This is a genomic window from Pseudomonas paracarnis (genome assembly GCF_904063055.1).
GTDB classification, from domain to species: Bacteria; Pseudomonadota; Gammaproteobacteria; order Pseudomonadales; family Pseudomonadaceae; genus Aquipseudomonas; species Aquipseudomonas paracarnis.
On the sequence record NZ_CAJFCN010000001.1, the window covers coordinates 200,343 to 213,229 of the forward strand.

The 12,887-nt window shown below is 60.3% G+C and carries 12 protein-coding genes; 9 read left to right on the plus strand and 3 right to left on the minus strand.

The annotated features are described in order from the left end of the window. Positions 1–6 precede the first annotated feature (6 nt). Both JMV15_RS00930 and JMV15_RS00935 read right to left on the minus strand, forming a co-directional pair. Complete coding sequence (locus tag JMV15_RS00930) at positions 7–621, minus strand: DUF1120 domain-containing protein (protein ID WP_038449004.1); 615 nt, start codon at positions 619–621, stop codon at positions 7–9. Positions 622–802: 181 nt separating this feature from the next. Next, positions 803–1,423 (minus strand): DUF1120 domain-containing protein, encoded by a 621-nt coding sequence (locus JMV15_RS00935; RefSeq protein WP_019817638.1) that lies wholly within the window; start codon positions 1,421–1,423, stop codon positions 803–805. Positions 1,424–1,812: 389 nt separating this feature from the next. Here JMV15_RS00935 and JMV15_RS00940 point away from each other — a divergent pair, with 389 nt between their 5' ends. The 7 genes from JMV15_RS00940 (at position 1,813) to dacB (ending at position 9,401) form a co-directional block, all read left to right on the plus strand. Next, positions 1,813–2,631, plus strand: coding sequence for a response regulator (locus tag JMV15_RS00940; protein ID WP_038449006.1), 819 nt, complete (start codon positions 1,813–1,815; stop codon positions 2,629–2,631). A 199-nt stretch (positions 2,632–2,830) separates the two neighbouring features. After that, positions 2,831–3,466 (plus strand): response regulator transcription factor, encoded by a 636-nt coding sequence (locus tag JMV15_RS00945; RefSeq protein WP_014717036.1) that lies wholly within the window; start codon positions 2,831–2,833, stop codon positions 3,464–3,466. A gap of 232 nt (positions 3,467–3,698) precedes the next feature. Beyond that, a complete protein-coding gene (locus tag JMV15_RS00950) occupies positions 3,699–4,343 on the plus strand; it encodes a DUF1120 domain-containing protein (RefSeq protein WP_014717037.1) in 645 nt (214 codons plus the stop codon). A gap of 99 nt (positions 4,344–4,442) precedes the next feature. Continuing rightward, positions 4,443–4,913: a nuclear transport factor 2 family protein gene (locus JMV15_RS00955; protein ID WP_020301224.1), complete on the plus strand. Its 471-nt coding sequence runs from the start codon at positions 4,443–4,445 to the stop codon at positions 4,911–4,913. Positions 4,914–4,950: 37 nt separating this feature from the next. Continuing rightward, positions 4,951–5,232: a GIY-YIG nuclease family protein gene (locus JMV15_RS00960; RefSeq protein ID WP_014717039.1), complete on the plus strand. Its 282-nt coding sequence runs from the start codon at positions 4,951–4,953 to the stop codon at positions 5,230–5,232. Between the two features lie 127 nt (positions 5,233–5,359). Beyond that, complete coding sequence (locus JMV15_RS00965) at positions 5,360–7,774, plus strand: TonB-dependent siderophore receptor (RefSeq protein ID WP_038449008.1); 2,415 nt, start codon at positions 5,360–5,362, stop codon at positions 7,772–7,774. A gap of 169 nt (positions 7,775–7,943) precedes the next feature. Continuing rightward, positions 7,944–9,401: a D-alanyl-D-alanine carboxypeptidase/D-alanyl-D-alanine endopeptidase gene (dacB, locus tag JMV15_RS00970; protein WP_201491227.1), complete on the plus strand. Its 1,458-nt coding sequence runs from the start codon at positions 7,944–7,946 to the stop codon at positions 9,399–9,401. Position 9,402: 1 nt separating this feature from the next. On the opposite strand, the gene JMV15_RS00975 is transcribed toward dacB, so the two are convergent. Then, positions 9,403–10,182, minus strand: coding sequence for an IclR family transcriptional regulator (locus tag JMV15_RS00975; RefSeq protein ID WP_014717042.1), 780 nt, complete (start codon positions 10,180–10,182; stop codon positions 9,403–9,405). Between the two features lie 120 nt (positions 10,183–10,302). On the opposite strand from JMV15_RS00975, the gene hmgA reads away from it, so the two are divergent. Then, a complete protein-coding gene (gene hmgA, locus JMV15_RS00980) occupies positions 10,303–11,586 on the plus strand; it encodes a homogentisate 1,2-dioxygenase (RefSeq protein WP_038449012.1) in 1,284 nt (427 codons plus the stop codon). Between the two features lie 3 nt (positions 11,587–11,589). After that, positions 11,590–12,876, plus strand: coding sequence for a fumarylacetoacetase (gene fahA / locus JMV15_RS00985; RefSeq protein WP_014717044.1), 1,287 nt, complete (start codon positions 11,590–11,592; stop codon positions 12,874–12,876). Positions 12,877–12,887 lie beyond the last annotated feature (11 nt).

Consider the following 12,887-nt stretch of genomic DNA (forward strand, 5'->3'; position numbering starts at 1 on the left):
GGCTCCTTAGAGGTAATTGACTTGCACAGTGGCGTGACCGTCGATGGGGACTTCGTCGGTAAGCGTCAGGTCGTTGGCGGGTGCAATGTGGGTGATCAGGCGTATCTCGGCGTCCAGTTCCTGGATCGCAATGGGGGTCACGTCGTCGTTGTTGGCGACCGCCGTCAGCAAGGTGTGACTGAGCATCACGGAGGGCATCCAGGTCGTGCCGCCATCCCTTGAAGTGATGGTGCGCACCGATACGTTGTCGGCCACCGGGTTATAGAGGCCAAGCCCGGCGTCGCCGACTTTTTCATCGTTGGCCGTGGTGCCCAGGCCGTGCCAGTTGAAGTGGCTGGCAGCCGTACCCGGGCGGTTATCGATGGTGTTGAGGGTAAAAAAAGTCGGCCCGTCGCAACGCACGCTCAAGAGCATGGTTTCCCTGGGCAAATCGGTATAGGTGTGGGTATTGAGGTCTTTGACCGACACCTTGCCGAAGTCGACAATGCCACCGCCGGAGACCACCGGGGCGCAGGCGCTGGGGGTGATGACGCCTTGGACCAGCAACTCGGTGTTGCTGTTGGCGAATGCTGGCGGGCAGAGCAGCAACACGCCTGTCAGGCTGAACGTGAGTACCTTCATGGTCGAATGGATCTCCTGGGGGTGGTTTGAATCTTCTAGAGGGAGTTACAGATACAAGCGTTCTGCAGTGCCCGGGCCTGGACGCTTATCTACAGCGCTGGCGGCCAATAGGCGGGCGCTCGCCGCCAGCGACAGGACGCTGCCGAGTAGGGCTAGGCAGAGCTTCATCGAAGAAGCCCCCTTACAGATAGTTGACTTCGAAGGTCGCGGAACCGTCCATTGCCACCTCGCTGTCCAGTGTCAGGGTATTGGTAGGTGCAATGGCGCCACGTACGGAGATGTCCATGACCACGTCCTGAAGTGGCTGCGGGGCCCAACCGCTATCACTGCGACCGCCAAAACCTACCAATGTGTTGGGGGTGACCCCGTCATCCGGGTAAAGCACAGTCCATGTCGGGCTCCAGGGGTACTGGATCAATGCTGTGGAGGGCGTTTCAGAGGTATGACTGAGCAGCGACAGCTCAAACCCACCGAGCTTCTCGTTTTCGTCGGTCAAGCCCAGGCCAAAGGTGCCGATGGTTGACGAGCCGGCCCGATTGTCGACGGTGCGGATGGCGAACAGCGTCGCCGCATCGCAGTTCACGCTCAGTTTCAGTGTCCGATGCTCAAGCCAGGTATGGCTGTCGGGGCTCAGATCCTTTGCTGCGATTTTTCCGTAATCAATGTCGCCTGGCAGGTTGGGGGTGCAGGCGCTGGGGGTGATCACCCCTTTGACGGTCAGGTCCACGCTGCTGGCGGCGAACGCAGACGAAGTCATTGCCAGCAGCAGGGCGCTGCTCAGCAGAGATATACGGATCTTCATTTCAATTTTTTCCATTGCAGGCTGGCAGATGGAGGCGCGTGCAGGGCAGCGTCCGACCCGACATGGACGGGCGGTTTGCCGAGTGGCGCTCTCGATTTTTTCGCGGCTGCCGAGTGGCAAACCGTCCCTCTTTTGGGGTGGGCCCAATTTAGCCAGGGGGTGGCGCGTTGGAAATACAACTAATACGACATTGGCCTGATGCGCGGCGGCCATGAGCCAGTGGATTTTTTCGTAGTTGTTGTATCGGCTTTTAATTGCTCAAAAGGTTATTTGTTTCAGGTCGATAACATTCAAATGGATGTGGCGATCGTTGCTGCCGAATAGGCCTTTTTGGCTATTGCACCAGTGCTGCGGGTTGCCGCCGGATCAATAGTCACGAAGAGGTACTGATGGTTTCGCTTTCAGGTTCAACCGCAGGAGCGAGCCAGACACTCAAGCCGCCTGTTGCCGTACCGCGTCATTGGCAACAGTTGAATATCCTGGTCGTAGAGGATCACTCCGCCTACCGCCTGTTGTTGGGATGGCTGTTACAGAAGCTGGGGCTGGGGCACGAGTTGGTCGCCGACGGGTTCATGGGCCTGGTCGCGTTCACCAGCCGGCCCTTTGACTTGGTGATCAGCGATTGCCAGATGCCGTTCATGGATGGCTACAGTATGGTCCGTGCCATTCGCCAGCATGAGCGCGACCACGGTTTGAAACGGGTACCGATCATTGCCTTGACCGCCAACCTGCAGAACGACAGCCCTCAGCGATGTCTTGACGCCGGAATGGATGCCTGGCTGCTCAAACCGCTGACCCTGGAACAACTGCATGCCCTGTTGGTGCGCTGGTTGCCAGGCGGTGATGCTGGCCAACCCGACCGGCAGGACACATTGCCGTGCGCCGTTTGGCCAACACGTGCCACGCTGGTTGCGACGTTTGGCAGCGACCTGATTGTTGACTCGCTGCTCGAAAGCCTGTTGATCGAAGCATGGGAGGACCACCGTGTCTTGCGTCATGCCTGCGCGACACTGAATGCGCCACTGGCTGCGGAGCGCCTCCATCGCTTGGTTGGCAGCCTGGTGTTTTTGGGGAGTTGCGACCTTGAAATCACCGCTACACAGTTGATCAAGCAAGTGCAGACCGATGGAGTTGCAGCACACAGCAGGGATTTGGACGTGTTCCAGACACGCTTGTGTGTCTGTCTTGAGTACCTGTCCAGCATTTGAAGCAAGAACCCGCCGGGGTTGTAAGTGCTGCTGACTGCCTAGTTTTGGTTGTAGGTACTTTCCTATTGTGTTGTAGTCCAAAAAATACCCACTACTGAATATTGGGCGCGGCTGCAAGCAGCTCTTTGTTAGCAGTTGTTGATGGGCGCTGGCGGAGGTATTTTGCGCGGGTCCAAGTTGCCATCATGCGTGGGTATCTATGCTTCGAGTAATTATTGCTGACGATCATCCTATTGTCCGAGTCGGGCAGAAAGTCGTGATTGAGGCGAATGGCAAGTGCAAAGTGGTGGGTGAGGCCGACGGTCCTGATCAGTTGCTTGGGGTATTGAGCACCACCCCGTGCGATGTGCTCGTCACGGACTTCGCCATGCCGGGCGGCCAGCACGCTGACGGTTATGGTTTGTTGGGGCTGCTGCATCGCCAGTATCCGAAGTTGCCGGTGATTCTGGTGACCATGTTCGCCAACGTCGCCACCTTGCGCGCGTCTTTCGCTCATGGTGCCAAGGCGGTTGTCGCCAAAAGCGCTTCGGCCAGGGAGTTGCCCCTGGCCATAAAGGCGGTGTGCGCCGGGCAGACCTTTGCCAGCGAATGCCTGCGAGTGCAACTGGTTGAGGCGGGAACGGGCGATCAATCCCAAGAGCCGCAGTTGTCGGGCAAGGAACGCGAGGTGGTGCGGATGCTGGCCAGCGGCATGACCGTCAGCCAGATCGCAGCACAGGTCAATCGCAGTATTTCAACTATCAGCAAGCAGAAAAGCACCGCCATGCAACGGTTGAGTATTTCTACCGACGTTGACTTGTTTGCTTACGCCCGAGATGCGGGAATGGTGCCTTAGAAAGTTACAGTTTTATGACGAGGCTGAAACTAACCGGTGTTTTTTTCAATTCGTATTAGTTGTATGGGGTTTGAAAGAGGCGGTCTTTAAAGTAGCCACGGTGCCTTTGCAATATGTGCGATGGCCGTCCCCAAATCCCTAGTCTATTAGATGAGTCGAACATGCAGGTTGATGGCGCACGTGCAGGTGCCTTTTGTCCTGTGTAGTTGAACGACCGCAAGTGAGCGCTTATATGCATCCCTCTCGTGTACTTATTACCGCCGCGTTTGTGCTGGCCGGTGTTTCCAATGCAATGGCCGCCTCCAGTGTGGACCTCAGTGTCGTCGGTGTGATCACGCCCTCCGCCTGTACACCCACATTGTCCGGTGATGGGGTAGTGGACCATGGCAAAATCTCGATTCAGGACTTCCCGGAGTTTGGCTATAAAGTACTTCCAAAGGCCACGCTGCAGCTCGAGGTGGCCTGTGATGCGCCGGTGCTGATGGCCGTCAAGAGCACGGATAATCGCCCGGGCACTGCAATTCCCACGTATCCAACTCAGCCGCAAGACCTTTCACGTTTTGGTCTGGGCCTGACCAGCGCCGGGAAGAAAATCGGTTGGTACGAACTGTCAACGTCTAACGCTACCGCCGACGATAACCCTGTTGGTTTAATCGAGTCCCCGACTGGTAATACCTGGGTGAATGCACCCGACCGTTCGACGTGGCAGCCAGGCTGGATGCGTACCGCCCACGACAGCAGTAGTGCGCCTTTTCCAATGACCAGATTCAGTGCGCAAGTGGGCGTTGCCACGACCCTGACGGGCAAGAGGGATTTGCCGATTGCCGAGGAAGTTTACATAGACGGTAGCGCTACGCTCGACGTCGTCTACCTTTAACGCTGTGGGGCATCACGCATTCCTTACGGGTAAAGCCATAGCTTTCTGCTGTAACGCGGACTATTGTTCAGCCCCCTGTTCATTGTGCGGAACCTGCCCATGAGTGATGCCCACAACGCCCTGATCACCCAGTTCTATAGCGCTTTCCAGCGGCTGGATGCCGAAGCCATGGCGGCCTGCTACACCGACGATGTGCTGTTCAGCGACCCGGCATTTGGCGAATTGCGCGGTCGGGATGCCGGCGACATGTGGCGCATGCTCACCACGCGAGCCAAGGACTTTTCCCTGGTGTTCGATCAAGTGCGCAGCGATGACACGGGTGGCAGTGCCCACTGGGTGGCGACGTATCTGTTCAGTGCGACGGGCAATACGGTGGTCAACGATATCCAGGCGCGGTTCGTGTTTCGCGACGGCAAGATCTGCGAGCATCACGACCATTTTGACCTGTGGCGTTGGTCGCGCCAGGCCTTGGGTGCCAAGGGCCTGTTGCTGGGGTGGACGCCGCTGGTGAAAAACGCCGTGCGCGCGCAGGCCAATAAAGGCCTGAAGGTATTTCAGAGCGGGCGTTGATAGACTGGGCGCTCCCTTGCGTTAACCGAATCAACTTGTGAATACTCCTGAACCAAAACCCTGGTTTGTCTATCTGGTGCGCGCCGCCAATGGTTCGTTGTATTGCGGCATCAGCAACGACCCTTTGCGCCGGTTTGCCAAGCACCAGAGCGGTAAGGGGGCGCGTTTTTTCCTCTCCAGCCCTGCGGTGGCGCTGGTGTACACCGAGCAATGCGCGAGCAAAGGCGAAGCGTTGCGTCAGGAACGCTTGATCAAGAAGTTGAAAAAGAGCGCTAAGGAGTGCCTGGCGGCAAGTGGCTCCCCCACCAACGCCTCCTGAGTACGCGAGGGCGGCTAAAAAAGTTATTTGCATAAAAAAGGTGAGGTAAACCCTCGGCCCATCCGTGTAATGCTTGAAACTGCGATCAATTCGCATTAACAGCGTTTTTTACACGGATTCTCACAGCATGAAGTCGACGGCGGGCGGTTGGATCAAACAGTGGCTGGGAGCCTCGGCATTAGCGGTATCGGGGCTGGCGTTGTTGCCGCTTGGCATTGCCCAGGCGCAGGAGCAGCAAAGCACTCAATTCAAGTTTGCCCTGGCGGCCAAGCCATTGCCTCAGGCGCTGAGCGAGTTCAGCCGGATCACCGGTATCAGCGTGATCTACACCGATGAAGCGCCCTACGGCCTCAATGCCCCGGCGGTCAGCGGGCCGATGACTGCAAGCCAGGCGCTGCAACGTCTGTTGAGCCAGTCCGGCTTCACCTTCCGCCAGATCGACGCCCGAACCCTGGCGCTGGAGCCGGTGCCTACCGATGGCGCGGTCAACCTCGGCGCTACTACCATCAGCGGCACCAACCTCGCTCAGGACAGCACCAGCTACCAACCGCCACCGACCAGTTCGGTGATGCGCTCCCATGGGTTGCTGCTGGAAGCCCCGCAGACCGTCAACGTAGTCCCGGCTCAAGTGCTGCGCGACCAACAACCGCGCAACCTGGATGATGCGCTGGGCAATATCAGTGGCATCACTCAGTCCAATACCCTGGGCAGCACCCAGGATGCGGTGATGTTGCGCGGCTTCGGCGACAACCGTAATGGCTCGATCATGAAGGACGGTATGCCAGTGGTGCAGGGCCGGGCGTTGAACGCTACCGCCGAGCGTGTCGAAGTGCTCAAGGGCCCGTCATCGCTGTTGTATGGCATCCAGGACCCGGGCGGTGTGGTCAATATCGTCAGCAAAAAGCCTGAACGGGTGCAGTCCACCTCCCTGACAGCGCGCGGCTCTACCTTCGGCAGCGGCAAGAATGGCAGCGGCGGCAACCTCGATACCACCGGCCCCCTCGGTGACAGTGGCTTGGCCTATCGCCTGATCGTCGACCATGAAGACGAAGACTACTGGCGCAACTACGGCACCCACCGCGAGACCCTGGTGGCGCCGTCCCTGGCCTGGTACGGCGACACCACCCAAGTGGTGCTAGCCTATGAGCATCGCGAATTTCTCGCGCCGTTCGACCGGGGCACCGCCATCGATCCCAAGACCAACCATCCGTTGAACATCCCCGCCACCCGCCGTCTGGATGAGCCTTTCAACAACATGGAAGGCCGCTCCGATCTGTACCGCTTGACTGTCGATCATGATCTCAACGACGACTGGAAAGCCCACTTCGGCTACAGCTGGAACCGCGAAACCTACGACGCCAGCCAGGTGCGCGTGGTCAAGGTCAACCCCAACGGCACCCTGACCCGCAGCATGGACGGCACTCAGGGCGCGCTGACCACCGACCGCTTCGCCACCGCCAGCCTCGAAGGCAAGGTCGATGTCGCGGGTATGCAGCACGACCTGGTGTTCGGCCTGGACGATGAGTACCGCAAGATCTACCGCGCCGACCTGATCCGCCAGGCACCGCGAGGCAGCTTCGATTACAACAACCCGGTGTACGGCAACGAAGTCGCCGGTTCCAAAGTCAGCGCGCCGGACAGCAACCAGACCGATCTGCTGCGCAGCGATTCGTTGTTCTTCCAGGATGCCATCCACCTCAACGAGCAATGGATTCTGGTCGGCGGTGCGCGTTACCAGATGTACGACCAATACGCCGGCAAAGGCGTGCCGTTCACCGCCAACACCGACGGCAATGGCCAGAAGTGGGTGCCGCGGGCTGGGCTGGTGTATCGCTATAGCGATGAACTGTCGTTTTATGGCAGCTATACCGAGTCGTTCAAGCCCAACTCCACCATCGCGCCACTGGCCAATAAAACCGTGTTGAACGGCAGTTTGCAGCCGGAAGAATCCAAGGCATGGGAATTGGGTACCAAGTTCGACCTGCCGGGGCGCATCACTGCCAGTGCGGCGCTGTTCACCATCGATAAACGCAACGTGTTGGTGCAGGTGGGCGAGGGCCTGACCTCGGAGTACAGCGTGGCCGGCAAGGTGCGCTCTCGCGGCCTGGAACTGGATGCCAGCGGCCAACTGACGGATAAGTGGAGCCTGATCGGCAGCTATGCCTACACCGATGCCGAGGTCACCGAAGACCCCAAGCTCAAAGGCAATCGCCTGCAGAATGTGGCAAAAAGCACCGGCTCGTTGTCGGCGGTGTATGACTTCGGCAGCATCCTGGGCGGTGATCAACTGCGCGTCGGCGCCGGGGCGCGTTATGTCGGCGAGCGGGCAGGGGACGCGGCCAACAGTTTCGAGCTGCCCAGCTACACCGTGGCTGATGTGTTCGCCAGCTACGACACCAAGCTTGAGGGGCAGAAGGTCAAGTTCCAGCTCAACGTGAAAAACCTGTTCGACCGTACCTACTACACGTCCTCGGTGAATACGCAGTTTGTGTCCATGGGCGATGCGCGGCAGGTGTCGGTGTCCAGCACCTTGACCTTCTGATTCATTTATCTGTGGGAGCTGGCTTGCCTGCGATGGCATCGACTGGGTTTGCTTGGTACACCCAGTTGTCTGCATCGCAGGCAAGCCAGCTCCCACAGGAAAGCGGTCGCCACATTGATAGCGAGCTGTTAGCGTTGCCGCCATTGCATGCTTATGGAAAACGCGACTGATGTACTTTGGAAAATGGTTACGCACCGGCACCCTGCTGGTCGGTTTGAGTTTTTTACTGGGCGGCTGCGCCAGCGTCTCCCAAACTTCCACGCCGGCAACCCTGGATAAACTGCTGAGCGATCCGGCGCTGCAAGGTGCTACGGTCTCGCTGATGGTACGTGACGCCCGCACGGGCTCCACGCTGTATCAGCACAACCCACGCACCCGGTTGGTGCCCGCGTCCAACCTCAAGTTGTTGACCACGGCGGCGGCCATGGATGTGCTGGGGCCGCAATACCGCTTCGCCACCCAACTGCTGAGCAACGGCATACGCCAGGGCGACCGCCTGACCGGCAACCTGTACCTGCGTGGCCTGGGCGACCCGAGCATTCAGTTTGCCGACTACCAGGCGCTGGCCGCGCAGTTGGCCAGCCAGGGCGTACGCCAGGTACAGGGCGATCTGGTGTTCGACGACACCTGGTTCGATGCTGAGCGATTGGGGGTGGATTGGTCCCATGACGATGAAACCACCTACTACGGCGCGCAGATTTCGGCGCTGACTGTGGCACCCAATGCGGACTTTGATGCAGGCAGTGTGCTGGTCACGGCCAAGGCGCCGTTACGGGCCGGCACCCCGGTGAGTGTCGATATTTTCCCGCCTACTGATTACCTGCAACTGAGCAACCGTGCCATGAGCGGTCCGGGCAACAGTTATGGGATCAACCGTCGCCATGGCACCAACCTGTTGCAACTCAGCGGCGCAGTGGCGCCGGGAAAGCAGAGCCAGCAATTGGTCAGCGTCTGGGAGCCAACGCAACTGGTCGCGAATCTGTTTGAACAAGCCTTGGCGCAACAGGGCATCACCGTACTGGGGCGTCGGGTGATGGGCGGGGCGAGCCCGACGGCGGTAACGGTGCTGGCCGAGCACCAATCGGCGCCGTTACAGGATTTGATTACGCCGTTGCTCAAGCTTTCGAACAACAACATGTCCGAAGCCTTGCTCAAGGCCATGGGGCGCCAGACCGCCAATAGCGGCACGGCAGCAGCGGGCGCCGTGGCGGTGGCCGGGTTCCTCAAGCGCCAGGGGCTGGACACCGCCACGTTCAACCAGGTCGACGGCTCCGGCCTGTCACGGCGCAACCTGGTGTCGTCGCAAACCCTCACCGACCTGTTGCTGTCCGCCAGCAAACAGCCGTGGTTCGACGCCTGGTACAACGCGCTGCCGATTGCCGGCAACACCGACCGCATGACCGGCGGCAGCCTGCGCTATCGTCTGCGCGACACGCAGGCGCAAAACAACCTGCACGCCAAGACCGGCTCCATGGGCGGCGTGTCGTCATTGAGTGGTTACATCACCGACGCCGGCGGGCGCAAGCTGGTGTTTTCGATGCTGACCAACAACTACGTGGTGGCCGGCGCCCAGGTCAAGGCGCTCGAGGATCACGTGGCAGTGGCGCTGGCGCGCAGCGACGAGTGATTCAGGGCTGATAGCCCATGCGCCAACTCACGGCCCGGGTCGCCGCCAGTAAGTGCTGCGCCGCCGGGCCATCTTCATCGGCATGGAACAGCGAGGTTGGGCCGACCACGGTCATCACCGCCGCCACGTGCCCGACCGCATTGAACACCGGCGCCGACAATGCATCCACGCCGGGCATCAGCAAGCCATGCACAAAGTGCAGGCCACGGCGGCGGATTTGCTCGCACACGCTGGCATAGGCCTGATCGTCCGCCAAGCTGTGGGCGGTGCCGGCCTGAACCTCGCGTTCGCGCAGTTCTACAGTTTCCCGTGACGGCAGATAAGCGCTGAACACCAGCCCGGTGGAAGAGCTGAGCAGCGGCAACACTGAGCCCAGTTGCGTCACCACGGTAACGGCGCGCACTGCCGGCTCGATCTGCACCACGGTCGCGCCCTGGTTGCCCCACACCGCCAGAAAGCAGGTTTCGTTCAATTCATCGCGCAGTTCGGCCAGGGGCATGGCGCCGACTTTCAACACATCCATGCTGCCCAGCGCCGCCAGCCCCACTCGCAATGCCTCCCGGCCCAGGCCGTAATGGTTGGTGGCTGCGTTCTGTTCGGCAAAACCCGACGCGATCAGGGCCTGCAAATAGCGGTGCACCTTGCTCGCCGGCATCTGCACATGTTCGGCCAGGCGTGACAACGAGGTGGCCGGGGACAGTTCGGCCAGGGCCTTGAGGATATCGGTGCCGACTTCCGCCGAGCGGACTTTCTGTTTACCGGTGTCGCGAGGCTTTTCCATGGAAGGGCGAGAATCCGAGAGATGAATGGGCGTCTTTATAGCTTGACGGTCGATAGTGATCAAATTACGTTATGCGTAACTGGATTACGATAAATACAACTGACCCTCAGAGGACGATCCATGAACCTCGAATACCTGTCGGGCTTCGGCAATGAATTCGCCAGCGAAGCCTTGCCCGGCGCGCTGCCGGTTGGCCAGAACTCGCCGCAGAAAGCCCCTTACGGCCTCTACACCGAACTGTTTTCCGGCACCGCCTTCACCATGGCCCGCAGCGAAGCCCGTCGCACCTGGCTTTACCGCATCCAGCCGTCGGCCAACCACCCGGCATTCGTCAAGCTTGCGCGGCAATTGGCCGGTGGCCCGTTGGGCGCGGTCACGCCGAATCGCTTGCGTTGGAACCCGTTGGATATCCCGAGTGAGCCGACGGACTTTATCGACGGCCTGGTGGGCATGGTCGCCAATTCGGGGGCGGAAAAACCAGCGGGCATCAGCATCTATAATTACCGCGCCAACCGCTCCATGGAGCGCGTGTTCTTCAATGCCGACGGCGAACTGCTGATCGTCCCCGAGCAGGGCCGCCTGCGCATCGCCACCGAACTGGGCGTGCTGGATGTCGAGCCGCTGGAAATTGTCGTGCTGCCCCGTGGTCTCAAGTTCCGTATCGAGCTGCTGGATGCGCAAGCACGCGGTTACGTCGCCGAGAACCACGGCGCCCCGCTGCGTCTGCCTGACCTAGGGCCGATTGGCAGCAACGGCCTGGCCAACCCCCGCGACTTTCTTACGCCGGTGGCCCGCTACGAAGACCTCAAGCAACCGACTACGCTGGTACAGAAGTTCCTCGGCGAACTGTGGGCCTGCGAGCTGGACCATTCACCGCTCAACGTGGTCGCCTGGCACGGCAACAATGTGCCGTACAAATACGACCTGCGTCGCTTCAACACCATTGGCACGGTGAGTTTCGATCATCCGGACCCGTCGATCTTCACCGTGCTGACCTCGCCCACCAGCGTGCATGGCCTGGCCAACCTCGACTTCGTGATCTTCCCGCCGCGCTGGATGGTGGCCGAGAACACCTTCCGGCCGCCGTGGTTCCATCGCAACCTGATGAACGAATACATGGGCCTGATCCAGGGCGCCTACGACGCCAAGGCCGAAGGCTTCCTGCCGGGCGGCGCATCGCTGCACAGTTGCATGAGCGCCCACGGCCCGGATGGCGAGACCTGCACCAAGGCCATCAACGCGGACCTTGCGCCGCACAAGATCGATAACACCATGGCGTTCATGTTCGAGACCAGCCAAGTGCTGCGCTCGACCCAGTTCGCTCTGGAGTGCCCGCAACTGCAACCTGCTTACGACGCGTGCTGGGCTGCGCTGCCCGCCACCTTCAACCCGAATCGGAGATAACCCATGACGCAACCAACGCAGACTCGCAGCTGGGTGGCCTCGGCCAACGGTCACGCGGATTTCCCCCTGCAAAACCTGCCCCTGGGCGTGTTCAGTATCAACGGCTCGGCACCGCGCAGTGGCGTGGCGATTGGCGACATGATCCTCGACCTGCACGCTGCGCTGGATGAATTTGACGGTGACGCCCGGCGTGCGGTTGAAGCGACAGCGGGCGGCCAATTGAACGCCTTTTTCGAACTGGGCCGTGGGCCACGTGTGGCGTTGCGCGAACGCCTGCTGGCGCTGCTGGCCGAAGGCAGCCCACTGCAACAGCGCCAAGCGCAGGTGCTGCACCGCGCCGCCGATTGCCGGATGCACTTGCCGGCGAAGATCAATGACTACACCGATTTTTACGTCGGCATCGAGCACGCGCAGAACGTCGGCAAACTGTTCCGCCCGGATAACCCCTTGTTGCCCAACTACAAGTACGTGCCGATTGGTTACCACGGCCGTGCATCGACCATTCGCCCATCGGGCACGGATGTCCGACGCCCCAAAGGCCAGACATTACCGGCCGGCCAGACCGAGCCGACCTTCGGCCCTTGCGCGCGCCTGGACTATGAGTTGGAGCTGGGCATATGGATCGGCCAGGGCAATGCCATGGGCGACGCGATTGCCATCGGCGATGCCGCCGAGCATATCGCCGGTTTCTGCCTGCTCAACGACTGGTCGGCGCGGGATATCCAGGCCTGGGAGTACCAGCCGCTGGGGCCGTTCTTGTCGAAAAGCTTTATCACCAGCATCTCGCCGTGGGTGGTGACTGCCGAAGCCCTGGAGCCCTTCCGCAAAGCCCAGCCGCCGCGCCCTGAAGGTGATCCGCAACCGCTGCCTTACCTGTTGGATAAGCGTGATCAGAACGCGGGCGCCTTTGATATCGAACTGGAAGTGCTGCTCACCACGGCCTCGATGCGTGAGCAAAACCTGCCCGCCCATCGCTTGACCCTGAGCAACACCGAGCATATGTACTGGACCGTGGCGCAAATGGTGGCGCACCACAGCGTCAATGGCTGCCAGTTGCAGGCCGGCGACCTGTTTGGTTCGGGCACGTTGTCTGGCCCGCAGCCGGGGCAATTTGGCAGCCTGTTGGAGATTACCGAAGGCGGTAAAAAGCCGATTGAACTGGCTTCCGGCGAGGTGCGCAAATTCCTCGAGGATGGCGACGAAATCATTCTGCGTGCCCGTTGCAGCCGCGAGGGTTTTGCCTCCATCGGCTTCGGCGAATGCCGCGGTACCGTGGTCGCGGCGCGCTGAGAGGGCAGGGC